At 64.4% G+C, this 26,101-nt stretch carries 24 protein-coding genes and 1 pseudogene; 15 read left to right on the forward strand and 10 right to left on the reverse strand.

Annotation, left to right across the window (positions count from 1 at the left end):
- Nucleotides 1-40: 40 nt before the first annotated feature.
- Nucleotides 41-2,002, reverse strand: coding sequence for a bifunctional diguanylate cyclase/phosphodiesterase (locus tag NLM25_RS10370; protein ID WP_254136873.1), 1,962 nt, complete (start codon nt 2,000-2,002; stop codon nt 41-43).
- Nucleotides 2,003-2,207: 205 nt separating this feature from the next.
- On the opposite strand from NLM25_RS10370, the gene NLM25_RS10375 reads away from it, so the two are divergent.
- Both NLM25_RS10375 and NLM25_RS10380 read left to right on the forward strand, forming a co-directional pair.
- Complete coding sequence (locus tag NLM25_RS10375; RefSeq protein WP_254136874.1) at nt 2,208-2,492, forward strand: hypothetical protein; 285 nt, start codon at nt 2,208-2,210, stop codon at nt 2,490-2,492.
- A 106-nt stretch (nt 2,493-2,598) separates the two neighbouring features.
- Entirely contained in the window at nt 2,599-6,936 is a 4,338-nt protein-coding gene (locus NLM25_RS10380; RefSeq protein ID WP_254136875.1) for an S-layer family protein, read from the forward strand.
- A 9-nt stretch (nt 6,937-6,945) separates the two neighbouring features.
- Here NLM25_RS10380 and NLM25_RS10385 read toward each other — a convergent pair whose 3' ends face one another.
- Nucleotides 6,946-7,311: a nuclear transport factor 2 family protein gene (locus NLM25_RS10385; RefSeq protein ID WP_254136876.1), complete on the reverse strand. Its 366-nt coding sequence runs from the start codon at nt 7,309-7,311 to the stop codon at nt 6,946-6,948.
- A gap of 349 nt (nt 7,312-7,660) precedes the next feature.
- Here NLM25_RS10385 and NLM25_RS10390 point away from each other — a divergent pair, with 349 nt between their 5' ends.
- The 3 genes from NLM25_RS10390 to hemC are packed head-to-tail and all read left to right on the forward strand — an operon-like array spanning nt 7,661 to nt 10,937.
- On the forward strand, nt 7,661-8,251 hold the full coding sequence (locus NLM25_RS10390; protein WP_254136877.1) for a TetR/AcrR family transcriptional regulator: 591 nt from the start codon (nt 7,661-7,663) through the stop codon (nt 8,249-8,251).
- A gap of 54 nt (nt 8,252-8,305) precedes the next feature.
- Nucleotides 8,306-9,931 (forward strand): GMC family oxidoreductase, encoded by a 1,626-nt coding sequence (locus NLM25_RS10395; RefSeq protein ID WP_254136878.1) that lies wholly within the window; start codon nt 8,306-8,308, stop codon nt 9,929-9,931.
- 25 nt (nt 9,932-9,956) lie between these two features.
- Nucleotides 9,957-10,937 carry a hydroxymethylbilane synthase gene (gene hemC, locus NLM25_RS10400; RefSeq protein ID WP_254136879.1) on the forward strand — a complete coding sequence of 327 codons (981 nt, stop codon included), beginning with the start codon at nt 9,957-9,959 and terminating at the stop codon, nt 10,935-10,937.
- 43 nt (nt 10,938-10,980) lie between these two features.
- On the opposite strand, the gene NLM25_RS10405 is transcribed toward hemC, so the two are convergent.
- The gene (locus NLM25_RS10405; RefSeq protein ID WP_254136880.1) at nt 10,981-11,655 is read right to left on the reverse strand and encodes a type 1 glutamine amidotransferase domain-containing protein; all 675 of its coding nucleotides are present in this window, start codon (nt 11,653-11,655) and stop codon (nt 10,981-10,983) included.
- A gap of 120 nt (nt 11,656-11,775) precedes the next feature.
- On the opposite strand from NLM25_RS10405, the pseudogene NLM25_RS10410 reads away from it, so the two are divergent.
- Nucleotides 11,776-11,946: pseudogene (locus NLM25_RS10410) on the forward strand (hydroxymethylbilane synthase); the annotation flags it as partial.
- A gap of 201 nt (nt 11,947-12,147) precedes the next feature.
- On the opposite strand, the gene hemE reads toward NLM25_RS10410, so the two are convergent.
- Nucleotides 12,148-13,182, reverse strand: coding sequence for a uroporphyrinogen decarboxylase (hemE, locus tag NLM25_RS10415; RefSeq protein WP_254136881.1), 1,035 nt, complete (start codon nt 13,180-13,182; stop codon nt 12,148-12,150).
- A 108-nt stretch (nt 13,183-13,290) separates the two neighbouring features.
- On the opposite strand from hemE, the gene NLM25_RS10420 reads away from it, so the two are divergent.
- Both NLM25_RS10420 and NLM25_RS10425 read left to right on the forward strand, forming a co-directional pair.
- A complete protein-coding gene (locus tag NLM25_RS10420) occupies nt 13,291-13,506 on the forward strand; it encodes a hypothetical protein (protein WP_254116799.1) in 216 nt (71 codons plus the stop codon).
- 186 nt (nt 13,507-13,692) lie between these two features.
- Nucleotides 13,693-15,597: a diguanylate cyclase domain-containing protein gene (locus NLM25_RS10425; RefSeq protein WP_254136882.1), complete on the forward strand. Its 1,905-nt coding sequence runs from the start codon at nt 13,693-13,695 to the stop codon at nt 15,595-15,597.
- Between the two features lie 10 nt (nt 15,598-15,607).
- Here the strand turns inward: NLM25_RS10425 and NLM25_RS10430 are convergent, their stop codons facing one another.
- The gene (locus NLM25_RS10430; RefSeq protein WP_254116801.1) at nt 15,608-15,826 is read right to left on the reverse strand and encodes a SlyX family protein; all 219 of its coding nucleotides are present in this window, start codon (nt 15,824-15,826) and stop codon (nt 15,608-15,610) included.
- Nucleotides 15,816-16,568, reverse strand: coding sequence for a rhodanese-related sulfurtransferase (locus tag NLM25_RS10435; RefSeq protein ID WP_254136883.1), 753 nt, complete (start codon nt 16,566-16,568; stop codon nt 15,816-15,818). The genes NLM25_RS10430 and NLM25_RS10435 overlap by 11 nt, the downstream gene beginning before the upstream one ends.
- Nucleotides 16,569-16,788: 220 nt before the next feature.
- Between NLM25_RS10435 and ggt the strand changes: the two genes are divergently transcribed.
- The gene (gene ggt, locus NLM25_RS10440; RefSeq protein ID WP_254136884.1) at nt 16,789-18,375 is read left to right on the forward strand and encodes a gamma-glutamyltransferase; all 1,587 of its coding nucleotides are present in this window, start codon (nt 16,789-16,791) and stop codon (nt 18,373-18,375) included.
- Nucleotides 18,376-18,446: 71 nt separating this feature from the next.
- Nucleotides 18,447-18,911, forward strand: coding sequence for an FKBP-type peptidyl-prolyl cis-trans isomerase (locus tag NLM25_RS10445; protein ID WP_254116804.1), 465 nt, complete (start codon nt 18,447-18,449; stop codon nt 18,909-18,911).
- A gap of 172 nt (nt 18,912-19,083) precedes the next feature.
- Here the strand turns inward: NLM25_RS10445 and NLM25_RS10450 are convergent, their stop codons facing one another.
- Nucleotides 19,084-19,302, reverse strand: a complete 219-nt coding sequence (locus NLM25_RS10450; RefSeq protein WP_254136885.1) for a CsbD family protein — start codon at nt 19,300-19,302, stop codon at nt 19,084-19,086.
- A gap of 128 nt (nt 19,303-19,430) precedes the next feature.
- Here NLM25_RS10450 and NLM25_RS10455 point away from each other — a divergent pair, with 128 nt between their 5' ends.
- From NLM25_RS10455 to NLM25_RS10465, 3 genes are all read left to right on the forward strand, one after another.
- Complete coding sequence (locus tag NLM25_RS10455) at nt 19,431-19,946, forward strand: cupin domain-containing protein (protein ID WP_254116806.1); 516 nt, start codon at nt 19,431-19,433, stop codon at nt 19,944-19,946.
- 128 nt (nt 19,947-20,074) lie between these two features.
- Entirely contained in the window at nt 20,075-20,503 is a 429-nt protein-coding gene (locus NLM25_RS10460) for a VOC family protein (RefSeq protein ID WP_254136886.1), read from the forward strand.
- A 35-nt stretch (nt 20,504-20,538) separates the two neighbouring features.
- Nucleotides 20,539-21,027 (forward strand): VOC family protein, encoded by a 489-nt coding sequence (locus tag NLM25_RS10465; RefSeq protein ID WP_254136887.1) that lies wholly within the window; start codon nt 20,539-20,541, stop codon nt 21,025-21,027.
- Nucleotides 21,028-21,150: 123 nt separating this feature from the next.
- On the opposite strand, the gene NLM25_RS10470 is transcribed toward NLM25_RS10465, so the two are convergent.
- Nucleotides 21,151-22,299, reverse strand: a complete 1,149-nt coding sequence (locus NLM25_RS10470) for a hypothetical protein (protein ID WP_254136888.1) — start codon at nt 22,297-22,299, stop codon at nt 21,151-21,153.
- A 2-nt stretch (nt 22,300-22,301) separates the two neighbouring features.
- Nucleotides 22,302-23,003 (reverse strand): FecR domain-containing protein, encoded by a 702-nt coding sequence (locus NLM25_RS10475; RefSeq protein ID WP_254136889.1) that lies wholly within the window; start codon nt 23,001-23,003, stop codon nt 22,302-22,304.
- A 51-nt stretch (nt 23,004-23,054) separates the two neighbouring features.
- Here NLM25_RS10475 and NLM25_RS10480 point away from each other — a divergent pair, with 51 nt between their 5' ends.
- Nucleotides 23,055-24,485 carry a phospholipid carrier-dependent glycosyltransferase gene (locus NLM25_RS10480; RefSeq protein ID WP_254136890.1) on the forward strand — a complete coding sequence of 477 codons (1,431 nt, stop codon included), beginning with the start codon at nt 23,055-23,057 and terminating at the stop codon, nt 24,483-24,485.
- A gap of 58 nt (nt 24,486-24,543) precedes the next feature.
- On the opposite strand, the gene NLM25_RS10485 is transcribed toward NLM25_RS10480, so the two are convergent.
- Nucleotides 24,544-25,188 carry an OmpA family protein gene (locus NLM25_RS10485; RefSeq protein WP_254116812.1) on the reverse strand — a complete coding sequence of 215 codons (645 nt, stop codon included), beginning with the start codon at nt 25,186-25,188 and terminating at the stop codon, nt 24,544-24,546.
- A gap of 468 nt (nt 25,189-25,656) precedes the next feature.
- Between NLM25_RS10485 and NLM25_RS10490 the strand changes: the two genes are divergently transcribed.
- The gene (locus tag NLM25_RS10490) at nt 25,657-25,902 is read left to right on the forward strand and encodes a hypothetical protein (RefSeq protein WP_254141150.1); all 246 of its coding nucleotides are present in this window, start codon (nt 25,657-25,659) and stop codon (nt 25,900-25,902) included.
- The last annotated feature ends 199 nt before the right edge of the window (nt 25,903-26,101 follow it).

The raw sequence follows: 26,101 nt of genomic DNA on the forward strand, positions 1-26,101 counted from the left end.
GCCGTTGGGCCACCATCCTATTCCTAAATTGGAGGTTTCCCTACGCCGCCTGGATCGCCCGAAGCTTCTTCGGGTCGAGCAGCGCCAGAACGTCCTCGGCCGACACTGGCCGGCTGATCAGATAGCCCTGCACTTCGTCGCAACTGAACTGGCGCAGATATTCGAGCTGGTCGGTGGTCTCGACGCCTTCGGCAACCACGCCGATGCGCAAATCGCGCGCCAGCGAGATCACCGACTTCACGATCGCGGCGCAGTCGGGCTGCACCAGCATGTCGCGGATGAAGGACTGGTCGATCTTGATGCGGCTGAACGGCAGCTTGCGCAAGTACGTGAGTGAGGAGAAGCCGGTGCCGAAATCGTCGAGCGCCACCGTGATGCCGAGCTCGAGCAGCGCGTTCAGGATTGACGCCGCGGAGCCGTATTTCGACAGCAGCATCGATTCCGTGATCTCGATCTCGAGCCGGTGCGGGGGGACCTTCGCGTCGGCGAGCGCCTGCACGATGATCTGCAAAATGCCGGTGTTGTGAAACTGCGCCGCGGAGAAGTTCACGGCGACCCGGATGTCCTCGGGCCAGTCCGACAACGTCACGCAGGCCTGCCTGATCACCCATTCGCCGATCTCGTGGATCATCCCGGTCTCCTCGGCGATCGGGATGAATTCGCTCGGTGGCACCAGCCCGCGCCGGGGATGCTGCCAGCGCAGCAGCGCCTCGAAGCCGGTGATGCGGTTCTCGGCGAGATCGAGGAACGGCTGGAACACCAGGAACAGCTCATTGCGCGCGATGGCGCGTTCGAGGTCCGCCTGCAGGGCCTTGCGGTCGCGTGACACCCGGTCGTCGCTGGCCTCGAAGAAGCAGACCGTGCCGGGACCCGCCTTCTTGGCGCGATAGAGCGCGGCGTCGGCGTTCTTCATGATGTCGAGCTGCGTGGTGCCGTCGCGCGGCGCCAGCACGATGCCGACGCTGGTTGCGCCGACGATCTGGCGGCCCTCGATCTGGAAGGCCTCGGTGAAGGCCGCGACGAAGCGTTCGGCGATCTCGAGCGCATCCTCCGGCCGCGCCAGATTGGCCATCACCAGCGCGAACTCGTCGCCGCCGATGCGCGCGACGTGCTCGGCCGCGCGCGTGCAGCGCTGCAGGCGGCTTGCGACCTGGACCAGGAATTCGTCGCCGGCGGGGTGGCCGAACTTGTCGTTGACCTCCTTGAAGCGGTCGAGGTCGAGCAGCAGCACCGCGAATTCCTCGCCTGATAGTGCCAGCCGCTTGAGCGCGGCCTCGAGCGTCTCGTTGAAGGCGAAGCGGTTGGGCAACAGCGTGAGGGGATCCTGGCGGACCGTGCGCTCCGCCTCGATCTGCCGGATCACGCGCCGCGCGAACGCGAATGAATTGACGAACACCGCGCGCAGCAGCACGCTGCCGTAAACCACCACCAGGATGGCCATCAGCACATAGGCGGGATCGCCGTCGCGGCCGAGGCAGATGGCGATGCCGACGAAGATGGGGCTCGTGAAGGCGATGGCCGCAATCGGGATCGTGGCGAAGGCCAGCGCGCCGCCGGCCAGCATTCCCGAGCAAAGGCAGGTGATGACGAGCTGGCCGCCTGTTGCGGCATTGTCGAAGAAGGCAACCGGGACGATGCCCCAGGCTACGCCGAGCACGAAGGCGTTGCGCACCAGCCGGTGCATCGCCCGGCGCGAGACGAATTGCGGTTTTGTGACGCGGCGCGAGGCGTGGGATTGTAGGCCGAACGCGATCGCGGCCCCGGCCACGATCACGGCCCAGGCCAGCGCAAACTTCCAGTCCGGCGAATGCCACAGCGCGATGGCGAGCACGGCCGCGTTGCAGGCGTTGGCCAGCATGATACCGACGGAATAGCCGAGCACCAGTGACATCTGGTCGGCGCGGATATGTCCGGCGACGGCTTCGTCGGTTGCAGGACCGCCAAAGGCCGACAGATCGCCGGCGAACAGCCGGGCGACATAGCTGGTCGTTTGAGTCCGCATTCCAGGGCCTAGCAGCATGGGCCGTTCTTGTTCGGCTCGATCGGGAGAATTCGCCGCAAACCTTTGACGAACTATGAATTATCCCCGTTCACCACGCCCGCCGTGACCACTTCTGCGTGTTCGTGCGCAGTATCGATAACAAATCGATACAAATGCGGCGCCTCGCGTTACGGCTGTAACGCGAGGAAACGCAGCGGCTGGAAGGGTGCTCGCCACTAACTCCGCTGTCATGCCCCGGCTTGACCGGGGCATCAAGTACGCCGCGGCCCATCGATTGAATCACAGCCGCCTCGGCGTACTGGATCGCCCGGTCAAGCCGGGCGATGACGGCGGTGTGCTGGGTTTGCGCAGTCACCATCCCGGCTGCTTCGAGTGGCAGCCGCTCTTCGCCAGCCTGCCGCCGCGCCAAATCTGTCGCGAATTCTCATCCCGCGCACGAATGTCGCTGCATCACAGCCTCGTGCGTCGAAATACGACGGCTGGTATCTGATTGCCACGCGGTGTTGCTCATTAGACATAGTGTGAACTTAAGGTTCCATTTACTCTATCTAGACGCGATTTTTGGAATTTTGGAATTGCCGGTGGTTGGAATGGGAATGAAGCGTCTGCTGCTCGCGACCTCGGCATTGGCGAGCTGCCTGTTTTCAGCTTCGGCTCAGGCGCAGAGTGTGTGGCACGGCTTCGGCAACTCGACAGCCACCAGCGATTACAATCTCGACACGAACTGGTCCAATCCGCCGGCGGGCGCTCCGCCGATCAATGCCGGCCAGTCCGCTCAATTCAACGGAGGGGGCAGTGCGACCATCACGGTCACTGCCGGCCCGATCACCCCGGATTCGTGGACGTTCGGAGCAAACGCCAGCAACTATGCCGTGTCGGGCTCCGACGTGAACTTCAACGGCGCCGGACCGAACCTCGTCAACAACGCCAATACCAATCAGAGCATCTCGATCAGCAACAACATGACGGGAGCGGGCATCTCACAGGCCGGCGCCAGCACGCTGACGCTGAGTGGGACCAACTCGTTCACGACGACGAGTGTCTCGGCCGGCACCTTCGTCAACAGCGGCACCCTGACGTCTGCCGTGTCCGTTACGAATATGAGCGCGACCTACGACAACACCGGCACGCAAAATGGCGGCCTCGCCAACAATGGCGTCACGCACAATTCGGGCACGCTGAACGGCGGTCTGACCAACTTTTTCGGCTACATCCAGACGGCCGGTTCAACCAATGGCGGGGTGACCAACATCGGCTCGATCGGTGCCCATGCCGGCGCGTTCAACGGCGCGATCGACAACAGCACCGGCGGCCTCTTCGAAATCTTCGGGACGGTCACCAGCGACAGCACGTTCACCAACAGCACCGCCTCGTCTGTCCTGTTTTTTTCCACCGGCTCGTACACCGTCGCAGGATTGATCACGAATTCGGGCACCGATCCGGGCGGAGGCATCGTGGTCAACGCGGGCACGACTCTCAACGCCAATGGCGGCCTGACGAACAACGCCAGCGCGACGATCGTCAACAGCGGCGGTACCGTGACCGGCAACCTGAGCAACGCCGGCATCGTCACCAACAACGGCGCCATGGGGCCGGTGACCAATACCGGGACGTTCAACAACAACAGCGGCGGTTCGATCACGACGCTGAGCAACAGCAGCGGCACCTTCACCAACGCGAGCGGCGCAACGGTCTCCGGCGCGGCGACGATCTCCGGCGGCACCGTGACGAACGCCGGCACGTTCTCCAGCACGCTCGGCCTGACCGGCGGCACGTTCACCAACAACACCGGCGGCCAGGTCCAGGGTGCGACCACCAACAACGGTGGCACGGTGACCAACTACGCCACAATGGCCAGCGTGACCAACACCTCCGGCACGTTCAACAACTACAACGGCGGTACGATCACGACGCTGACCAACAACGGCGGTAGCACCATCAATGCGACCGGCGCTACGATCTCCGGCGCCGCGACCATGTCGGCGGGCAGCTTGGGGAACTACGGTACGATCGCCGGCACGCTCGACATGACGGGCGGCAGCCTTATCAACGGCGTTCACGGGCAGATTCAGGGCACCACCACCAACAACGGCGGCACCGCAAGCAACTACGACACCATGGCGGGCGTGATCAACACGTCCGGAACGTTCACCAATTACTACAGCGGTTCGATCACGACCCTGAACAACAATGGTGGCACCTTCAACAACGACGGAACGATTTCGGGTGCCGTGACGATCTCGGCCGGCACGCTCACGAACTCCGGTAGCAGTGCCCATATCCAGGGCGCGACCACGAACAACGGCGGCACCGTGATCAACAGCTTCGCCACGATGGCGGGCGTGACCAACACCTCCGGAACGTTCAACAACAACAACGGCGGCTCGATCACGACGCTGAACAACAATGGCGGCACCTTCGCGAACGCGAGCGGCGCCACGGTCTCCGGCGCGGCGACGATCTCGGCCGGCACCGTGACGAACGCGGGCACGTTCTCCAGCACGCTCGGCCTGACGGGCGGCACGTTCACCAACAACACCGGTGGTCAGGTCCAGGGCGCGACGACGAACAACGGCGGCACGGTGAACAACAACGCCACCATGGCCGGCGTGACCAACACTGGAACGTTCAACAACAACAACAACGGCACGATCACGACGCTGGCCAACAATGGCGGCATCTTCGGCAACGACACCACGGCGAAGGTCACCGGCGCTGCGACCGTGTCTTCAGGCACCGTGCAAAATGTCGGTACGTTCATGAGCACGTTCGGACTGACGGGCGGTACACTCAACAACTTCGGTAGCGGCCAGGTCCAGGGCGCGACCACGAACAACGGCGGCACGGTGAACAACGACGGCACGATGGCCGGCGTGACCAACACCTCCGGAACGTTCAACAACAACGGCACCGGCTCGATCACGACGCTGAACAACAACGGCGGCACCTTCAACAACGTCGCCACGATCAGCGGAGCGGCGACGATCTCCGGCGGCACGGTGTTCGTGACCGGCAGCGGCACCATCGGCGGTGCGGTGAGCCTTACCAACGCGGCGGGAACGCTCGACATCTCCGGCGTCACCACCGGGCTTTCGATTACTGATTTCTCGGGCGTCAGCGGCAGCACCGTGAAGCTCGGTGCCAAGAATTTGACGATCGCGGGTGGCACGCAGGTCTTTGCCGGCGCGATCCAGGGCAGCGGCAATCTGATGATTTCCAGCGGCGTCTCAGAGGCGCTGACGGGCATCAGCAGCTACACCGGAACGACCACAATCAACGCTGGCGTGCTCAGGGTCGATGGCTCGATTGCCAGCTCGTCGATGACGACAGTGAACAACGGCTCACTCCTGGGCGTCGGCACCGTCGGGAATCTCACCGTCAACGGTGGCCTCTTCACGCCTGGCGGAGGTGTGGTCGGCGGGTCGATGACCGTCTCCGGAAGCCTTGTCTTGGATGCGGCTTCGACCTACCTCGTGGAGGTGACCCCGGCGACGTCCACCTCCGGCATCGTCAGCGGCAATGCAAACCTCGGCGGCGCAACCCTGGGCGCGAACTTTGCGGTCGGCAGCTACGTCGCGAAGCAATACACTATCCTCACCGCGGGAAGCATCACCGGCACGTTCAATTCCACCGTCTCCACCCTTGGCCTGCCAGCGGGCTTCAGCACCAGCGTGAGCTATGACGCAACCAATACTCACGCCTATCTGAACCTCGTGCTGAACTTTGCGCCGCCATCGGGCAGCCTGAACGTCAACCAGCAGAACGTCGGCAACGCGGTCGTCAACTTCTTCAACACGACCGGCGGGATCCCGATGGCGTTCGGCGGCCTCACGCCGGCCGGGCTGACGCAGCTCTCGGGGGAGGTCGGCAGCGCGCCGCTGCAGTCGACGTTCAACGCGATGACCCAGTTCATGGGCGTGATGACGGACCCGTTCGTTGCCGGCCGCGGCGATCCCGTCAGCGCCGGCGGGACGCCGAATGCCTATGCCGAAGAGAGCATGGCTTACGCCGCGACCGGGAAGGGACGTTCGGCGAGCGCCCGCGATGCCTTCGCCGCCTACACCAAGGCGCCGGTCGCGCCGTCCTTCGAGCAGCGCTGGAGCGTCTGGGCGGCCGGCTTCGGCGGTTCGCAGCAGACCGACGGCAACAATGCGCTCGGCTCCAACACCACCACGAGCAGCCTCTATGCGACTGCGGTCGGCGCGGACTATCGCTTGTCGCGCGACACGCTGCTGGGCTTCGCACTCGCCGGCGGCGGCACCAATTTCTCCGTCGCCAACAATCTCGGCGGCGGCCGCTCGGATCTTTTCCAGGCCGGCGCGTTCTTCCGCCACAACGCAGGCCCCGCCTACATCACGGGGGCGCTGGCCTATGGCTGGCAGGACATCGTCACCGACCGCACCGTGACCGTCGCCGGCGTCGATCGCCTGCGCGCCGAGTTCAAAGCCAATGCGTATTCGGGCCGACTCGAAGGCGGCTATCGCTTCGTATCGCAAGGCATCGGCCTGACGCCCTACGCAGCGGCGCAGGTCACGGCGTTCGACCTGCCGGCCTATGCCGAGCAGGCGATTAGCGGCAGCAACCAGTTCGCGCTCGCCTATGGCGCCAAGAGCGTTACGGATACCCGCAGCGAGCTCGGCCTGCGCACCGACAAGGCGTTCGCTCAGAATGACGGCATCGTCACGCTGCGCGGCCGTGTGGCCTGGGCACACGACTTTAATTCCAACCGTGCGATCGGGGCCACGTTCCAGACCTTGCCCGGCGCCAGCTTCGTCGTGAACGGTGCGGCGATGGCATCGGAGACGGCGCTGGTCACGGCATCGGCCGAGAAGAAATGGCTCAACGGCTGGGCGGCGGCTGCGACCTTCGAGGGCGAATTCTCCAACGTCACGCGCAGCTACGCCGGCAAGGGTGTTGTGCGTTACGCTTGGTGAGAAGGGGCGTTAACGCCCCAGTTGTTTCGGGTCGTAATAGAACCGTTCCTCGATCAGCTTGTCGCCTTGCCAGGTCTGCCAGGCGATCTCCTCCAGCGTCCGCGTGACGCCCTCGGCGTTGGTGAAGCTGAAGATCCAGCGCGAGGCGACGCTGTCGCCTTCGATCAGGCTCGGCCCGACGCGCACGGCCTTGACCTCCTTGAAGGCGGCGAGCACGCCGCGTTCCTTGGCTGCAAGCTTGTCCCGCCCGACCGTCGGCGGCGCATTGTTCTCATAGGTCGCCGCGTCAGGCGTGTAGAAATTCTCGATCGCGCCGACGAAGTCTCCATCCTCCAACCGCTTCGCAAACGCTTCGACGATGTCACGGCTCGGCATGCCGCACCTCACGATTAAAACCGACTGATAGTCGGTAAATACCGACTGATGGTCGAAAAGTCAACTGGCCGCTTGTGGCGAATTCAATTAGAGACTGAAGGCATGAGACTCGGCTGGCGCCCCGACGGAGGTGCGTTCCCTCCCCCGCAAGGGGGAGGGCTAGGGAGAGGGGTAGCCCAGCAAAGAGCGCCAATTGTCGAAGATTCACCGAGCGGATGTACGATTGATGGAATCCCCGTGTGGCACCCCTCTCCCTGACCCTCCCCCGCAAGGGGGGAGGGAACAGACAGAGCGCTGCTCGTGCTCGAACGAGCTTCGACCTCAACCCATCACGCACTAGACGAGACCCATGGCGAAACAGGCGGAGCGGCGGGCGGCGACGACGGAGGCGATCCTGACCGCGGCGCGCCGCCTGTTCGGGACGCAAGGATTTTCCGCCACCACGATGGACGAGATCGCGGACAGCGCCGGCATCGCCAAGGGCGCGGTCTATCATCACTTCAAGACCAAGGAGGCGGTGTTCGAGGCCGTGTTCGACCTGGTCTCGCGCGACCTCGTTGCCGAGATCGACAGTACCGCGCGCGCAGAGAAGGACGTGCTCGCCGCGATGGTCGCCGGCACCCAGCATTATTTCGCCGCGACCGCGAAAGGTCCGACCGGCCAGATCATCCTGCGCGACGGCCCGGCCGTGCTCGGCTGGGAGCGCTGGCGCGAGATCGACGCCAAGCACTTCGGCGGCAAGCTGCCGCGCGCGATTGCGGCGGCGATGGACGCTGGCCTGATCGCGCGGCAGCCGGTCGAGCCGCTGGCGCGGCTGCTGCTTGGCGCGGTGACGGAGGCGGCGGTTGCCTGCGCCGGGCGCGCGGATATCGCAAGGGCAGGGGCGGAATATGCCCGTGCGTTCAAGTCGCTGGTCGAGGCGCTGCGTCTGCGCGCATGATTGTGCTAATCACGCAACTGGAAACGCCCACACCAACAAGAAGAAGCGTAGCGCATGAACGCAAATTCCTCCCTTACGCCATCCGATCCTGAATTCGATTACATCATCGTCGGCGCCGGCTCCGCCGGCTGCGTGCTGGCCAACCGGTTGTCGGCGAACGGCAAACATTCGGTGCTGCTGCTCGAGGCCGGCCCGAGGGATTCCAACATCTGGATCCACGTGCCGCTCGGTTACGGAAAACTGTTCAAGGAAAAGACCGTCAACTGGATGTACCAGACCGAGCCGGAGCCCGAGCTGAAGGGCCGGCAAGTGTTCCAGCCGCGCGGCAAGACCCTGGGCGGATCGAGCTCGATCAACGGACTGCTCTATGTCCGCGGCCAGCACGAGGATTACGATCGCTGGCGCCAGCACGGCAATGCCGGCTGGGGCTATGACGACGTGCTGCCCTATTTCAAGAAGGCCGAGAACCAGACGCGCGGGGCCGATCAATATCATGGCAGCGGCGGGCCGCTCCCGGTCTCCAACATGGTCGTGACCGATCCGCTGTCGAAGGCGTTCATCGACGCCGCCGTCGAGACTGGTCTGCCTTACAACCCCGATTTCAACGGCGCCACGCAGGAAGGCGTCGGCCTGTTCCAGACCACGACGCGCAACGGCCGCCGCGCCTCGACGGCGGTGGCCTATCTGGGCCCCGCGAAGACGCGCGGCAATCTCAAGGTCGAGACCGAGGCGCTCGGCCAGCGCGTGCTGTTCGAGGGTCGCCGCGCCGTCGGCGTCGAATACCGGCAAGGCACCACCGTGCGCCGCGCGCGGGCGCGCAAGGAGATCGTGTTGTCGAGTGGCGCCTACAATTCGCCGCAGCTGCTTCAGCTCTCCGGCGTCGGTCCCGCCGATCTGCTGCGCAAGCACGGCATCGACGTCGTGCTGGATGCGCAGGGCGTCGGTCACGACCTCCAGGACCACATGCAGGTCCGCATCGTGATGCGATGCTCGCAGAAGATCACGCTGAACGACACCGTCAACAATCCGCTCCGCCGCACGCTCGCCGGTGCACGCTATGCCCTGTTCCGGAAGGGCTGGCTGACGATCGCGGCCGGCACGGCCGGCGCGTTCTTCAAGACCAATCCGCGGCTGGCATCGCCCGATATCCAGGTGCACTTCCTGCCGTTCTCGACCGACAAGATGGGCGAGAGGCTGCATGATTTTTCCGGTTTCACGGCGTCGGTGTGCCAGCTCCGGCCCGAAAGCCGCGGGTCATTGCGCATCAAGAGCGCGGACCCGACCGTGCCGCCGGAAATCCGCATCAACTACATGTCGACCGAGACCGACCGCACCACCAACGTCGAAGGCATCAAGATCCTGCGCAAGATATTGAATGCGCCGGCGCTGAAGTCGTTCGTGGTCGGCGAGTACGATCCTGGCACGAAGGTATCCACGGATGCCGAGATTCTGGATTATTGCCGCGAGCGTGGCAGCACCATCTACCATCCGACCTCGACCTGTCGTATGGGCAACGACGCGCTCGCGGTGGTGGACCAGCGGCTGAAGGTGAGGGGGCTCGAAGGCCTTCGAATCGTCGACGGCTCGATCATGCCGGACCTCGTGTCGGGGAACACCAACGCGCCGATCATCATGATCGCCGAAAAGGCCTCCGACATGATATTGGAGGATGCGCGGTAAATTCGCGCCTCGAAAGGACGAAGACTTGGCTACGCGATTCAAGATCGGCACACGCAAGAGCGCGATGGCGCTGGCGCAGACGGAAGAGATTGCGCGCCGCCTGAGCGCCGCCATGCCCGGTCTCGACGTCGAGATCGTCAAGTTCGACACCACGGGCGATCTCGACCAGACCAGCAAGCTGTTGCCGCATGGCGGCAAGGGCGGCGCCTTCGTGGCGCAGATCCGCGCCGCCGTGCTGTCGGGCGAATTGCAGGCCGCGATGCATTCGCTGAAGGACATGCCGGGCAACGAGGACACGCCCGGCCTCGTCATCGGCGCCACGCTGTCGCGCGATCCTCCCAGCGATGCGCTGGTGTTGCGGGACGGCGTGACGATCGAGGCGCTGCGCCAGTCGCGCGGCAAGGGTTTCAAAATTGGTACCAACGCCGTGCGCCGCGCCGCTTACGCGCGGCGGCTGTTTCCTGATGTCGAAGTGATCCACTTCCGCGGCGCCGCCGACACGCGCGTGCGAAAACTCGACAATGGCGAGATGCAGCGCTTGCCGGATGGCGGCGCGGTGGGGCCGGCGGATGCGCTGATCATGGCGCGCTCGGGCCTCGATCGCGTCGGCCTTGCCAGCCGCATCGCCTACGAATTCACCGCGGCGGAGATGCTGCCCGCGGCAGGCCAGGGCATCGTCGCGGTCGAATGCGCCGCGCAGGACTGGCAGACAAGACAGATCCTGTCATCGATCGACGATCCCGCCGCGCACGCCTGCGCCGATGCCGAGCGCGAGGTGCTGTGGGTGCTGAACGGCCATTGCAATTCGCCGGTCGCGGGCTTCTCGACCATCGCAGGCGATCAGATGTCGCTCACCGCGTCCGTGCTCGACCTCTCCGGCAACACCATCATCGAAGCTGCGCGCACCGGCCCGGCGAACCGTCCACGCGAGCTCGGCCGTGCCGTGGGACTGGATCTGCTGGACAAGGGCGCCGCCGAGATCATCGAGCGCAGCCGACCGCGCTAGGGCGCGACCTCTGCGGTACGGCGGCTCTCGGATCGACTTGCCTTTAGGAAAGTTTCCGGAGCGCCGCCAGGAGTTCCCTTGCCATCGGGCCTGCGGAGGCCGGATTTTGGCCCGTTATCAGTCGACCATCGACAACCACCTTTGGTTGCCAGTTTTCCGTTGACGAATAGTCCGCGCCTTCAGCCCGGAGCGCATCCTCAAGTTCATACGGGACATCATCGCGGGCATAGTCGTATTCTTCCTTCTTCGAGAACGAGGTGAGTTTCTTGCCGCGCACGAAGGGAACGCCGTCGCCAAGGTCTACGCCGAGCAGCGAGCACGGGCCATGACAGACGGCCGATACGAATTTCCCTGTGGTCCAGGAACGAGCGACGGCTCTTTGGACTTCGGTATTCCGCGCGATATCGACCATTGGTCCAAGGCCGCCGGGAATCAGGATGGCGTCATAGTCCGCGGTATCGACCTCCGATAACTTACGGCTCCGATTGAGACGACGGAAAGCCTTGCTTTCGAAAAAGGTCTTCTGGGCCTCATCCTTTTGGTCGTAGGCATCGTAGGGTGTCCATCCGCCTGCAACGGACGCGAACTCCACCGCGATCCCCGCCCCGTCAAGCACCTCAAAAGGATGAGCGACTTCAGCAAAAAAGAAACCGGTCTTGCGATTGTTCGGCCCGATGATGGCTGCATTGGTGACGATAAACAAAACATGCTGAGTCACGGTGCGGCCCCTCTATCGATTTCTAAATTCCATGCGCTTCGTTTATGGTTGTGTTAGTCCAGTGTGGCAGACACCATCGGACCGATATTTCAAAAAGGAACGGTAGCTGCTGCCTCGGCAGGCGACCCGATGTCGCAGACCGCCGCCGCGCTCGACCTCTCCGGCAACACCATCATCGGAGCCTCGCGCACAGGCCCCGCCAATCGCCCGCGTGAGCTCGGTCGTAGTGTCGGACTGGATCTGCTGGACAAGGGCGCCGCCGAGATCATCGCGCGCAGCCGGCCGCGCTGAGCTGGCCTGTGAATTCAAGATCTGCGGGATGATGCCATCCTGCTCCTGTTTTGCCCGACGTGTCAAACCGCAGTGCGATCTGGTGCGATGACACGCCGGCTGATTTAGCGTGCTCTAAGCCATTGATCTGGCGTGGTCTCTCTACTGTGCATGGGGTTGTTTTCGTTGGTTTTGTTTGAGCCCGTTTAAAGCCGCAACAAATCACCCCCGCACGCGCCTCAGCATCTGCTCGACATGGACGATCGGTGTCTCCGGCTGGATGCCGTGGCCGAGGTTGAAGATGAAGCGCCCTTGCGCAAAGTTCGCCAGCGTGTCGTCGACCGCGCGGTCGAGCGCAGCGCCGCCCGTGATCAGCGCCAGCGGATCGAGATTACCCTGCACGGCGACGCGGCTCTGCACGCGCTCGCGGATGAAGGCCGGCTCCGCGGTCCAGTCGATGCTGACGGCATTCACGCCGGTCGCCTCGACGTAACCAGGCAGCTGTGCGCCTGCGCCGCGTGGAAAGCCGATGATCTTCGCATCCGGCACTTTTGCGCGCACGCCCTCGACGATCCGCCGGGTCGGCTCGACCGACCAGCGTGCGAATTCGGCCGGCGGCAGCACACCGGCCCAGGTGTCGAAGATCTGCAACGCATTGGCACCGGCGGCCAACTGCGCCAGCAGATATTCGATCGAGTTCTCGACCAGCACGTCGATGATTTTCGCAAACGCCTCCGGGTGCCGGTAGGCCATCATCCGCGCCGGCGCCTGGTCGGGCGTGCCGTGGCCTGCGACCATGTAGGTCGCCACCGTCCACGGTGCACCGCAGAAGCCGATCAGCGCGATTTTTGCATCGAGCGCGCCGCGCACGATCTTGAGCGCCTCGAATACCGGTGTGAGCTTGTCGAAGTCGGCCCGCGCGGCGAGCGTCGCGACCTTGGCCGGATCATCCAGCGGCTCCAGCCGCGGACCCTCGCCGACCTCGAAGCGCACGGAGCGCCCGAGCGCGTAAGGGATCACCAGGATGTCGGAGAAGATGATCGCCGCATCGAAGCCGAATCTGCGGATCGGTTGCAGCGTGACTTCGGCGGCGAGTTCCGGGTTAAAGCAGAGATCGAGGAAGCCGCCGGCCCTGGCGCGCACCTCCCGATATTCCGGCAAATAGCGGCCGGCCTGCCGCATCATCCACATGGGCGGAATGGCCTGCCGCTGGCCGGAGAGCACGTCGATGAAGGGCTTTGTCGCAGACTGGGGCACGAGAAATCCTGATGCAGATTGAGGTCCCTGATACACCGCCCAAGGCCCGAGCGGAACAGGGGAACCAGCGCAAATGCGCCGCGTTGACCTGCCATGGAGGAGGTATCCATGGCTGAGACATTCAATCCCGCGCCGCATGACAAGCACGCCGACGATCTGCGCGAAGCGCTCGCCGCCGATCGCCACACCAAGCTCGACGCCGGGCTGAAGGACAGCTTCCCCGCGTCCGATCCCGTGAGCGCCGCGCAGCCGACGCCGTCGAAGGCCGATGCGGACGCCGACAATCCCTCGCTGTGGGACAAGGTTAAGGCGATCTTCAGCTAGGGCCGCTCTTCAGCGAGGGCAGAGAGCCGGTTTCCGATAGGGTCGCTAACGCATTGTTAGCGATCCGGCGACGCTCAGGTCCGTAGGAGTACGGGAAAAGCCGCATATCGTTGCGAATGTCCGCAAGCGTTTCAGGGTTCAATAACAGAAGCGGTGGAATTTCCGGCTATCGGAGAATTCTGCCGCATGAACCTCGCCTCACAGAGAGCCGGATGGAGCCGCCTGCCGTTGCGGGCGGCCGCGTTCGTCGTGCTCACTTGCGCGACCATCCTCGGCGTCAGCGGCTGGCGAGAATGGGCCGCGCGAGATGCTGTGCTCAAGGGCGCCGAAACCGAGATGGCGAATGTTGCGCGCTCGCTGACGCAGCATGCGGAGGACAGCCTCGATCTGCTGGATTCCGGCGTCGTCGGCGTCGTCAGCCGGCTGGAGATGGACGGCACCGAGCCGGCCACGATCGCCAAGCTGCGCAACCTCCTGGAGGCGCGCAAGAAGGCGATGGAGCGCGTGCACGGCCTCGCCATCATCGACGACAAGGGCAACTGGCTGACTTCGCCCGGCACGATCGGCTCGACGCTCAGCGACGATGCATTTTTCCGCCATCACCAGCTCTCCCCGAAACGCGAGCCCTATGTCGGCCACCCCGTGAAGAGCCAGCTCGATGGCGAATGGGTCGTCACGCTGTCGCGTCGCTTCAACAAGCTGGACGGCAGTTTCGGTGGCGTGGTGCTCGCGACCATCAGCTCGAAATATCTCTCGCATTTCTACGAGCAGTTCGAGATCGGCCGTAACAGTTCGGTGGCGCTGATGTATGGCGACGGCTTGATCATCGCGCGCAACCCGAGCAACGATAAATTCGTCGGCCGCAGCGTCGCCGACACCCCGCTGTTCCGTGACGCGAGCCTGCAACGGCCGAGCGGCGCCTACCATTTCAAGTCACCGTTGGACGGGGCCGCGCGCGTCAGCTTCTTCAAGCGCTCTGGCCGCTATCCGCTCGTCCTGCTTGCCACCGTCGACAAGGACGAACTGCTTGCCCCCTGGCGCGCAGCCGCGATTTCCCGCATGCTCTACGTGCTCGCGCTGGTCATGCTGATCGCGGTGATCGGCGCGGTGCTGGTGCGGCAGTTGCAGCGCGGCCAGCGCATGGCCGCGGCCCTGGTCGAGAAGGAAGCTCATTTCCGCCTGCTCGCGGAAGGCTCCAGCGACATGGTCACCCGCATCGGGCTCGACGAGCGGCTGCGCTACGTCTCTCCCTCGTCGGCCCGTGTCGTCGGCTGGCGCGCCAATCAGCTGATCGGTACGCCCGCACTTGCGGGCATTCATGAGGAGGACCGGCCGCACGTCCAGGCCATCGTCGATGCCATGAAGCGCGGCGACGCGGAGGAGGCGCGCGTCACCTATCGTAACACGCACCGGACGAACACCGAAGTCTGGCTCGAATCGACCATGCGGGTCACGCGCAAGGAAAGCGGCGTCGTCGACGGGGTGGTCGCGATCTCGCGCGACATCACTGAGCAGAAGAAGCTGGAGACCAGGCTCGAGACGCTCGCGATCGAGGACAGCCTCACCGGGCTCGCCAACCGCCGCCGCTTCGACGAACGGTTGAAGGAGGAATGGGCGCGCGCCTATCGCGACCGTTCCAGCCTCGCCTTGCTGATGATCGACGTCGACCACTTCAAGGCCTACAACGACGAATACGGTCACCCCGCGGGCGATGCCTGTCTGCGCGTGGTGGCGCAGGTCATCGCGGCCGAGATGCAGCGCGCCGGAGATCTGGCTGCGCGCTATGGCGGCGAGGAATTCGCCATGCTGCTGCCGAACACCGATGCCACGGGCTGCGCGCGGATCGGCGAGCGGATCCGCCGTGCCATCCGCGAGGCGGGCCTCGTCCACGGTACCAATCACGCGTCGGGCTGCGTCACTGCTTCGCTCGGCGGCGCGGCCTGCCGGCCGGCGCTGGAACGCACCGCCGGTGTGGGCTCGCTCATCGAGGCCGCCGATCAGGCGCTCTATGCGGCGAAGGAAGGTGGGCGCAACCGCCTGATGATGTCGGTCGAGGTGGCGCGCCTGCTGCCCAAGGCGTCAGGGCTGTAGCGCATCATCCTCAATAATGCGGCGGGGGCTCGTTGGCTGGACCCGGCGCATTCGTCTCGGCTTCCTGAAGTCGCTCGCCAAGCTCCGCGATCTTCCGCGTCAGCACGTCGATCTGTTTCCACTGCGCGGTAATCGTCTGGTTCAGCGTCTCGATCGTATCGTCCTGATAGGCGATGCGCATCTCCAGCGTGTCGATGCGCTCGCCCAGCATCTTGATGTCATTCGTCACGGTCGTGCCCCTTGTCTCGTTCGCGCAATCCGTGACCGAGCGCCACGCGCTCGTCGAACACGAAGCATTCGCCGCGCCAGCGGCTCTGCGCCTGCGGCACCTCCTCCAGATATTTGAGGATACCGCCCTTGAGGTGATAGACCTCGGCGAAGCCGCGCGCGAGCAAATGTGCGCTCGCCTTCTCGCAGCGGATGCCGCCGGTGCAGAACATTGCGATCCTGCGATGCTTTGCCGGATCGAGCTGTTTTGCGGCAAAATCCTTGAACTGGCCAAAGCTCTTGATATCGGGGTCGACCGCGCCCTCGAACGTGCCCATCGCCACCTCGAACGCGTTGCGGGTGTCGAGCACCAGCATGTCGGGCGCCGCGATCAGCGCGTTCCACTCGGCGGCGTCGACATAGGTGCCGACCTGGCGGGTCGGATCGGCGGCCTCGTCGCCGAGCGTGACGATCTCCTTCTTCAGCCGCACCTTGAGCCGGCCGAACGGCATTGCCTCCGCAGTCGAGAACTTCAATTCGAGATTGGTCAGCCGGCCGGCGAACAGGCTGCCGTGCGCGAGCTCGTGGACGAAGGCGTCGATCGCCTCGGGCGCACCCGCAATCGTGCCGTTGATGCCTTCCCGGGCGAGCAGCACGCTGCCCTTGAGCGCAAGGCTTGCGCAGAACGCGCGCAACGGCTCGCGCAGCTCGCGGTAATCGGGCAGGGCGGCGAATTGGTAGAAGGCGGCGACCTTGTGGATCATGGCGGCTCGTTTAGCAGGCAGCCGCCGCCCGGAAAACCCGCATGGCCCCGGACGGCAAAAGGTCTATACGCCCAGCGGATGGCAGCCATTTCGCTGGTATGCCAGCATTGCCCCGGCGGGCCGGAATGTGTCATGTAGGCCCGGTTTTTCCGGGATGGTGCGCCGCGCGCCCCACGGCCCAAGAGAGCCTAACGACAGCCCAACGAGAGCAAGAATTGACATGAGAAGCTTCCATTTCCCCGGCAGGTCGACCGTCCACGCCACCAACGCGATGGTGGCGACCTCGCATCCGCAGGCGTCGCTCGCCGCGATCGAGGTGCTGCGCGAGGGCGGCACGGCGGTGGACGCGGCGGTGGCGGGTTCGGCCTTGCTCGGCGTGATCGAGCCGCAATCGACCGGCATCGGCGGCGACTGCTTTGCACTGATCCAGCCGCGTGGCGAGGGCAAGATCATCGCCTATAACGGCTCCGGCCGGGCGCCGAAGGCGGCTAACGCCGACTGGTATCTCGAACGCAAGATCAACTCCGTGCCGCTGACCTCGGCGCATGCGGTCTCGATTCCCGGCGTGATCGACGCCTTCGCGACCGTGCTGCGCGATCACGGCAAGTTCGGCTTCGACCGGCTGCTGCAGCCCGCGATCAAGGCGGCCGAAGAGGGTTATGTCGTCGCGCCGCGCATCGCCTTCGACTGGAAGAACCAGTTCGAGAAACTGAAGGGTGGCACCAACACGGTGCGTTATCTGCTGCCAGGCGGCAAGCCGCCGGTGGCCGGCGACGTCATCCGCCAGGCCGAGCTCGGCAAGACGCTGCGCGCGATCGCCAAGGACGGCCGCGACGCCTTCTACAAGGGCGCGATCGCGGAAGACATGGTCGAGACGCTCAGGGGCATCGGCGGCCTGCACACGCTCGACGATTTCGCCGCGCACACCACCGAGACGACGACGCCGATCGGCACCGCGTACAAGGGCTATGACGTCTGGCAGTGCCCGCCGAACGGCCCCGGCGTCACCGCGCTGCTGATGCTCAACATCCTGTCGCGCTTCGATCTGACCAAGTTTGCTCCGCTCAGCGTCGAGCGCTTCCATCTCGAAGCCGAGGCCGCGCGCATCGCCTACATGAACCGCGAGATGCACGTCGCCGATCCCGATCACATGAAGATCGACGTTGCCGAGATGCTCGCGAAGGGCTTTGCCGACGAGTACATCAGCAAGATCCGCATGGACGGCATGCTCGACCTCCCGAACGTCGCGCCGCCGATGAATCCCTCGACCATCTACATCACGGTCGTAGACAAGGACCGCAACGTCTGCTCGTTCATCAATTCGATCGCGCATTCCTTCGGCTCGGCGATCGTCTCGAACAACACCGGCGTGCTGTTCCAGAACCGTGCCGGCGGCTTCCGCATCCAGCCCGGCCACCCCAACTGCATCGCCGGCGGCAAGCGCCCGCTGCACACGATCATGCCGAGCCTGCTCACCAAGGGCGGCCGCTCCGTGATGCCGTTCGCGGTGATGGGCGGCCAGTATCAGCCGGTCGGCCAGACCCACGTCGTCACCAACATCCTCGACTATGGCTGCGACGTGCAGGAGGCGATCGACATGCCGCGCGGCCTGCATTACGAGGGCCAGTACCAGCTCGAGGACAGCGTGCCGGCCGACATCGTCGAAGGGCTGAAGAAGCTCGGCCACAAGACCACCAGCGTGGTCGGCCCGCTCGGCGGTGCCCAGGCGATCTGGATCGACTGGGACAAGGGCACGCTCACCGGCGGTTCCGATCCGCGCAAGGACGGCTGCGCGCTCGGTTATTGATCGAGGCCCCGGGGCTGGAAACCGTACCCGCGTTGCGCTAGACACCTCCCGCCTCAAACGGAAGGTGTTCTATGCAGCGTTTCCAGCGCGCGCTCCTCGCCATCATGTCGGCACTCGCGATCACCGTGATCGGCAGCGTCTCGACATTCGTTTCCACCACGGCCTCGGCCCAGACCGCAGGAAAGACCATGACCACAGCTTCAGGATTGCAGACCATCGACAGCGTCGTCGGCACAGGCGCTTCGCCGAAGCCCGGCCAGATCTGCGTGATGCACTATACCGGCTGGCTCTACGAGAACGGCCAGAAGGGCAAGAAATTCGACTCGTCCGTCGATCGCAATGAACCGTTCGAATTCCCGATCGGCAAGGGCCGCGTCATCGCCGGCTGGGACGAGGGCGTTTCCACCATGAAGGTCGGCGGCAAGCGCACGCTGATCATCCCGCCGCAGCTCGGCTACGGTGCCCGCGGCGCCGGCGGCGTGATCCCGCCGAACGCGACGCTGATGTTCGACGTCGAATTGCTCGCAGTGAAGTGACGGCGTAGCCGTCATTCCGGGATGGTCCGAAGGACCAGACCTCAGGTGCGCAATCGCGCACCGGGGAATCCCGAGATCCCGGGTTCGCTTCGCGCCCGGGGATGACGATGAGAATGGACAAACAAAAAGACCGGCCTTACGGCCGGTCTTTTCGCATTCAGGCTTGTGCGCGTTATTCCGCCGCGCGACGTGCCGCCGCGGCCGCGCGATCAATCGCTTCCTTGGCCGCGTCCTTGGCGTCGCCCATGGCCTTCTGGCCTTTGCCCTTCACTTCCTGGACCGCGCCTTCGCCCTGAAGACGCTCGGAACCGGTGGCTTCACCGATGCCCTGCTTGGCCTTGCCGATGGCTTCGTTGGCGGTGCCCTTGACCTTGTCGCTCGTGCTACCCATGGAAACTCTCCTTGCAGTTTGCTCGCGAAGACAACCTCTGGCGGCTACGAGAGTTCCGATTTTGGTATGGCTTGATGTCGCGGCTTTGGTTAGTTTCGCCCGCACGGAACCAACAGAAAGCAAGTATCATGACCGGCCATGACCACACGCATTCCCACCATGACCACGATCATCACGACGATCGCTGGAAGCATGACGGCGTGCGCGTCATTCCCGGCAATCAGCTCGATACCAACGTGCCGTCGACAGCCGGCATGGACCGCGCGGCCGCGATCAATTTCGCGCGCGTCGGCGCGCAGAAATTGTGGGCGGGCACGGTCAGCATCAGGCCCGACGCCAAGACCGGCGCACATCACCATGGTCATCTCGAAAGCGTCATCTACGTGGTGAAGGGCAAGGCGCGGATGCGCTGGGGCGAGAGCCTGCAATTCACGGCGGAGGCCGGCCCCGGCGATTTCATCTTCGTGCCGCCCTACGTGCCGCACCAGGAGATCAACGCCAGCCCCGACGAGGTGCTGGAATGTGTGCTGGTGCGCAGCGACGGCGAGGCGGTCGCGATCAATCTCGACATCGAGCCGGTCGAGAAGCCCGAGACCGTGCTGTGGGTCGACCCGATCCATCGGGACCCCAACGAGAAGAAGTAAGGCCGAAGCCGCGCGGGGTCGGCGCGACAGAACCCCGCAACTCTGGGTGCAAAAAAATATTCGGAAGCCGTGTCGGATGGCCGTCAGGCCGTCCGTCCTTGGGCAGAACCCCGCCCAAGGAGCTTCCGATGCCCAGGATGATCTTCCTCAATCTGCCGGTGACCGACCTCAAGCGCGCGACCGCCTTTTACGAAGCGGTCGGTGCGACCCGGAACCCGCAATTCAGCGATGATACGGCGAGCTGCATGGTCTTTTCCGAGACCATCTACGCGATGCTGACGACCCACGACAAATTCCGCCAGTTCACGCCGAAGCCGATCGCCGATGCAAAGACCACGAACCAGGCGCTGTTCTGTCTGTCCGCCGACAGCCGGAACGAGGTCGACGAGATCGTCGGCAAGGCCGAGGCTGCAGGCGGGGTGGCCGATCCCAGCCCGAAGGACGAATACAGCTTCATGTACGGCCGCAGCTTCGAGGATCCGGACGGTCATATGTGGGGTGTGAACTGGCTGGACATGGCAGCCTTCGCCGCGCAGTCCGAAATGGCGAGCGCCTGATCGCAGTCCACGACCACCGAAGAGGAGCACTCTCCATGTCCAAGCTCGTACCCTGCATGTGGTTCAACGGCGATGCCGAGGAAGCCGCAAAATTCTACGTCTCGCTCGTTCCGAATTCGGAAGTAACGCACGTCCAGCGCAACGTGTCGGACAACCCCTCCGGCAGGCAAGGCTCCGTGCTCGTCGTCGAGTTCACTGTGGCGGGACAGCCTCTCGTCGCGCTCAACGGCGGGATGAAGGTGGAATACACCCACGCAATCTCGCTGATGATCCATTGCGACGATCAGGCTCAGGTTGACAGCGTGTGGGATGCTTTCCTGGCTCATGGCGGCAAGGAGCAGCAGTGCGGCTGGATCAGCGATCGCTGGGGCGTGTCCTGGCAGGTCGTGCCGAAGGTGATGTTCGACTTCCTGTCGAGTCCCGACAAGGCGGCTGCCGCACGCGCGATGCAGGCCATGATGAAGATGGTGAAGCTGGACGTGGATGTGCTGCGCCGCGCGTTCGAGGGCAAGTCGGCGGCGTGAGGCTAAGACAGGTGCAGTAGGGTGGGCAAAGGCGCTCTTGCGCCGTGCCCACCATCTGTCTCCGGTTGAGAAAAGCGGTGGGCACGCTCCGCTTTGCCCACCCTACGAGACCGTGCCCGCCGGCTAATAATTAATTCTTAGCCCCACGCCGCCGTGGATGGTGTTCCCCACCGGCTGCGGGCCCAGCGTGCCGTTGGCGAACAGGTCGACGACCCAGCCCTTTTGCACGCGGAAGCCGAGGCGGCCGCCATATTCGAACCAGCCCTGGTTGCCCATCGTCGGCACCACCAAGCCGTCGCCGGTCACGGTGGCGACGATGCCGCTGTGGCTCGCGAACGATTGCACCCAGCCGCCGTTGATATTGGTCTCGATGTTGCTGCCGAACAGATGGGTCCACTGGCCGCCGATCTTGACCAGGCTGGTGCGGTCGGTGCCGGTCGCAATCGTGGCGTCGAACGGATTGAACGCGACCGCGCTGTCGGAGTAGCCGGACACGCGCTGCCAGAGCTGCCAGACTTCGATCGAGGCCGCGACTTCGTCGCGCGGGGACACGCGGCTGATCCAGCCGGCGCGGCTGTATACGGCGTAGTTCGAAGCGTTGGTCGAGCCCGTGACGCTCACCGTCCCGAGGCTGGTGTTGTAGCTGCGGGTGTAGCGCGCCTTCTCCCACGGCGTCAGGATGGTGCCGACGTCGAAGAACGGGCGCGACGAGCCCCAGTCGGTGAAGTCATAGCGCAGAGCGAAGGCGCCGATCGGCGCGCTGGTGATGTTGTAGCCGCCCTCGTTGTATTGCGTGTAGGCGATGCCGGCGAGCAGCGACAGGTTGTTGGTCAGCTCCTTGCGGCCGTGAATGCCGGCCGAGAACGAGCCGGCCGAGCCGAACGCGCTGATGCAGTCGCTGCAATTGACCTGCTCGTTGACGCCGAGCAGCACCGTGCCGAGCACCCGGTTGGTGATCATCTGGTTGAAGCGCTGGTTGGCGAGGCCGCCGATCGAATTGCCGCTGGAATCTGCGCCGGTCGGGCCCGACGGTGGAGGCGGCGGATACGGGCTAGGCGACGGATAGGGGCTCGGCGAAGGCGAGGGCGTCGGTGTGGGGGTCGGCGTCGGGGACGGTGAATAGGTCGGGGTGGGGCTCGGACCACCGCACTCGGACTCGCACCCCGCCCCCTGGGCTGCCGCCGGACGGGCATCGAACGCGCCAAGCGCAAACGCCGCGGTTGCGGTCAGTACAGCGGCGAGGACGAAACGTCTGACGTCGAGTTTCGCCATCGTCACCGCCCGCACAGCATGCCGTCGTCCTGGACGGCGGGCGTGACGGTCGGCGAGGCGTCCGCATACTGGTTGACCGAGCACAGCCCGGCACTTGCGGCGCAGTTGGCGGCAAAGGTCCAGGGCGGCGTGTTGCTCTTGGTGATGCTGACCTTGCCGCCGGCGGAAATGATGATTGCGGTGTCGCCGGGCTGCGTGAGCTGCACGCACTGGGAGCTCGTCGTGCAGACGCTGGCGGCGCCGTCCTGGAGCACGACGACGGAGCGTCCGCGCTGCGAGAGAATGTCGAGCGTGGTGCCGCGCACGCCGATGGTCGCGAGCGGTGTCGTGATCTTGTAGGCGGTCTTCTCCGAATGTCCGGTGACGAAGCGGAATGCGCCAGTGGTCATGCGGATCGCGACGTCGCGATAGCTGTGCTCATCGTTGAAGACGGTGCGGTCGAGCTTGAGCGTCGCGCTGGGTCCGAGCGACAGATTGGTGCTGTCGGCCATGACGAAGCGCGCGGCGCTGTCGGCGCCGGTGCGCACGGTCTCATCGCGCAGCATGCTGTCGCCGACGCTGATCGGCGTCGTGGTCGCGGCCACGCGCACCACTTCTTTCTGGATCACGACGGCTTCGCCGACGCGCGTCTGCGCCTGTGCGCCAGGCGCCGCGCACAACACAGCCGATAGCAGTGCGGGGAAAAACAAGAAACGCAAATTCATCTCGCAACCGATCGATATGTCCCTGATCGTACCGGACTGCGCGCGCTTCTGATGTGGCGAAATTATCACAAGCGGCGCGGGACGTGCGTTATGCTTAGTGACAGTTGCAGCAGAATGCGTTCAATGAAAAGTGCCATTCCTATTTTTCTCCGCGGTGAAGCAGATTTGCCACGCAAAACAGCCCCACAAGCGCCGCTCGAATTGCCCGCAGCTCCAAAGGTGTCGCGGAGCGCAGTAATCGCTGTCGCGATTTTCCTGATCGCACATCTCGCGCTGCTGATCGGCCTGACTGCGCCGGAGAAATTCGTCTTCGACGAGGTGCATTACGTGCCCGCGGCGCGGCAGATGCTGGCACCCGCGATGTCGCAGCCGATGCTCAATCCGATGCATCCGCCGCTGGCCAAGGAGCTGATCGCGGCATCGATCGCGGCCTTCGGCGACAATGCGCTGGGCTGGCGCTATCCGTCGACCTTGTTCGGTGCGCTGGCGATCGTCGCGATCTATCTGTGCGGACTTGCGCTGTTCTCCGCGCAAGGGCCCGCGATCGCCGCCGCGTTGATCGCCGGCTTCAACCAGATGCTCTACGTGCAGGCGCGCATCGCCATGCTCGACATTTTCGCGCTCGGATTCGGCCTGCTCGCGATCGCCGCCTTCATGCACGGCTTTCGAAGAGAGCGCCCGCATGCGCTGTTCGCGCTCGCGGGCGTATTGTTTGGCCTCGCTGCGGCCTGCAAATGGAGCGGCCTGTTTCCGCTCGGCATCTGCATCGTCCTCGTTGCGGTCATTCGCCTGATGCAGGGCTGGCGGACGCTGTTTGCCGACGCGAAGCCCGATGACTGGTACCGTCCCGACCTCTGGCCCGATTTTCGCGTGCAGCATGCCGTGACCTGCTTCGCCGTGCTGCCGGCGCTGACGTATCTTGCCGCCTTCGTTCCGCTCTACGGAGTGTCGCTGCCGGATCTGATCGAGGCGCAGCGCCGGATATTCGCCGAAAACACCACCACCGCGATCGCCGGCCACACCTATATGAGCGCGTGGCCGTCCTGGCCGCTTCTCGCGCGGCCGGTGTGGTTCCTGTTCGACAAGACGGCGGAAGACAATGTCTCGGCGATCGTCTTCCTCGGCAATCCCCTGGTGCTGTGGCCCGCACTGCCAGCGCTCGTGGTCGTGCTGCGCGATTTCATCGTCGCCCGCCGCTGGGATGCGTTCCTGATCGCGGCGTTCTATTTCGGCTGCTGGCTTGCCTGGGCTTTGCTGCCACGCACGCTCGGCTTCATCTACTACTATCTGCCGGCCGCTAGCGTGGCGTCGCTTGCGCTGGTCTATGTGCTGCGACGGGACGGGCTGCCGCGCTGGCTGCTGTGGGCCTATGTCGGCATCGCGGCTGTCGGCTTTGCGATGATGCTGCCGGTCTCGGCGGCCTTCATCGGCACGTCGATGCAGACCTTCAACCGGCTGATGCTGTTCCAGAGCTGGATATGACATCGCCGCCTGCCGTGTGATGGCAGGCGGCGTGTTTCGCTCGGCGATGACTTCGCGATTATTTGGACGCCGTCGACTTCGCTTCCATGTTCACGACCTGGACGCGGCGGTTGATCGGGTCGGCGCCGTTGGCGGTGTCCTTCAGCTTGGTCTTGCCATAGCCGACGGCGACGAGGTCGGTGCCGTTGAGGCCGTAGTTCTGCACCAGGTACTTCTTGATGGTTTCGGCGCGACGTTCGGAGAGTCCTTGATTGTACTCTTCGCCGCCGACCGCATCGGTGTGGCCGGCGACCACGAAGGTCGAGCCCTTCAGCGTCGGATCGGACAGAGCCTTGCCGAGCGCCTGCACCGACGGCACCGAAGTCTTGGCGATGTCGGCCGAGTTGTAGTCGAACTGGATCTCCAGATCGATCTTCGGCTTGGTCGCTGCGAGCTCGGCGATCTGCTCGCGCTCGCCCGTCGAGAGCGATCGGGTCGCGCGGTTGCGCACGGTGCTCAGGAAGGTCGATTCCTTGGCCTGCGCCGCCGGGTCGGCCTGCGGACCGGTGGACAAGCCGCGGGTCGCCGGCTTCGACTTCAACGCATCCACGATCTGGTCGGCCGAGAAGGTCTTTTCGCCGGCGAAAGCCAGGCCCGCCGTCATCGACAGCGCAGCCGTGAGGGTGATCGCCTTCAGTCCAAAAAACTTATCAAAACGGGTCATTGTCGTATCCTCGCTGTTACGCCTGATGGCGATTTGATGCTGCGAGCCTAGGGCAGGTTCAAATGCCCAAATGTGATGCCGATCACATTCCAAATGGCCAAAAAGTCCCGTTGCATCTTAACGCCGGAGCCAATCGGCATCCATGGCCTGTCGCGCCAGCAGCAGTGCCCTGCCACCGGGAAGCAGCGCTGTCGCATTCGGCATCGAAAGCAGAGTGCTGAACCAACTCGCTTTCTCGGAAGAAGACCGGGCCGCCTTTCCCTGTCGGAAACGTGCGTTCATCGTTCGTCGCAAAGCGGTCGCGGCATGGCCTGCTCGCGGACAAGAAATCGGCCAGATGGGCGCCTAGCAGACCCATTCGATCGCCACCGCGAGCGAAGGGGAGCCGAGTTTCATCCTGTGCCGAGGCCAACTGACTACCAGTTCTATCGCAATGGCCCGCCGGATCGGACCGTCTCACTGGGCTCCATGCCCATCTATATCGGCGCGGCGATGATTGCCGTGGCAATCCTGCTGTCGACGCTGATCACGGGGCTAACCAGCCGCTATGTCGGCCTCGACGGTCCGAACGACGAGAACATGTGGCTGGTCGACCGCCTCACCGGCAGCGTCTATCGCTGCCAGGCGGAGGGGCGCGGCAAGGCGTCCTGCGAGCCTGACGTCGCCACCGGCAGCCTCGGTGACCGGCCCAAGGCGCACAAGGATGGCCGTTGAGGCCTTCGCCATCATGAGCAATGGCAAGATGAAGAGCGCCTGCACGCACTATATGAAGTCGCAGAAGGCCATCTCGATGAAGTAAGTGCGAGGCGCGCACGGTGCGGCCGCGTTGTCAGCAGTTGGCAGCGCGGCTTTTTCCTCGCACGACTTCTCTGCCGCCTCCCTTTTTCTCTGCGCGAATCCCGCTACATTGCCT

Origin of the sequence: Bradyrhizobium sp. CCGB01 (assembly GCF_024199795.1) — a bacterium.
Classification (GTDB): Bacteria; Pseudomonadota; Alphaproteobacteria; order Rhizobiales; family Xanthobacteraceae; genus Bradyrhizobium.

Coding starts and splice junctions, on each gene's coding strand:
- NLM25_RS10385 (WP_254136876.1), bottom strand. CDS start 7,311: ATGCCGAGCCGTGACATCGTCGAAGCGTTTGCGAAGCGGTTGGAGGAT.
- NLM25_RS10390 (WP_254136877.1), top strand. CDS start 7,661: ATGGCGAAACAGGCGGAGCGGCGGGCGGCGACGACGGAGGCGATCCTG.
- NLM25_RS10450 (WP_254136885.1), bottom strand. CDS start 19,302: ATGGGTAGCACGAGCGACAAGGTCAAGGGCACCGCCAACGAAGCCATC.
- NLM25_RS10470 (WP_254136888.1), bottom strand. CDS start 22,299: ATGGCGAAACTCGACGTCAGACGTTTCGTCCTCGCCGCTGTACTGACC.
- NLM25_RS10460 (WP_254136886.1), top strand. CDS start 20,075: ATGCCCAGGATGATCTTCCTCAATCTGCCGGTGACCGACCTCAAGCGC.
- NLM25_RS10425 (WP_254136882.1), top strand. CDS start 13,693: ATGAACCTCGCCTCACAGAGAGCCGGATGGAGCCGCCTGCCGTTGCGG.
- NLM25_RS10475 (WP_254136889.1), bottom strand. CDS start 23,003: ATGAATTTGCGTTTCTTGTTTTTCCCCGCACTGCTATCGGCTGTGTTG.
- NLM25_RS10455 (WP_254116806.1), top strand. CDS start 19,431: ATGACCGGCCATGACCACACGCATTCCCACCATGACCACGATCATCAC.
- NLM25_RS10380 (WP_254136875.1), top strand. CDS start 2,599: ATGAAGCGTCTGCTGCTCGCGACCTCGGCATTGGCGAGCTGCCTGTTT.
- NLM25_RS10465 (WP_254136887.1), top strand. CDS start 20,539: ATGTCCAAGCTCGTACCCTGCATGTGGTTCAACGGCGATGCCGAGGAA.
- NLM25_RS10485 (WP_254116812.1), bottom strand. CDS start 25,188: ATGACCCGTTTTGATAAGTTTTTTGGACTGAAGGCGATCACCCTCACG.
- NLM25_RS10370 (WP_254136873.1), bottom strand. CDS start 2,002: ATGCGGACTCAAACGACCAGCTATGTCGCCCGGCTGTTCGCCGGCGAT.
- NLM25_RS10480 (WP_254136890.1), top strand. CDS start 23,055: ATGTGGCGAAATTATCACAAGCGGCGCGGGACGTGCGTTATGCTTAGT.
- NLM25_RS10435 (WP_254136883.1), bottom strand. CDS start 16,568: ATGATCCACAAGGTCGCCGCCTTCTACCAATTCGCCGCCCTGCCCGAT.
- NLM25_RS10490 (WP_254141150.1), top strand. CDS start 25,657: ATGCCCATCTATATCGGCGCGGCGATGATTGCCGTGGCAATCCTGCTG.
- NLM25_RS10420 (WP_254116799.1), top strand. CDS start 13,291: ATGGCTGAGACATTCAATCCCGCGCCGCATGACAAGCACGCCGACGAT.
- NLM25_RS10445 (WP_254116804.1), top strand. CDS start 18,447: ATGCAGCGTTTCCAGCGCGCGCTCCTCGCCATCATGTCGGCACTCGCG.
- ggt (WP_254136884.1), top strand. CDS start 16,789: ATGAGAAGCTTCCATTTCCCCGGCAGGTCGACCGTCCACGCCACCAAC.
- NLM25_RS10395 (WP_254136878.1), top strand. CDS start 8,306: ATGAACGCAAATTCCTCCCTTACGCCATCCGATCCTGAATTCGATTAC.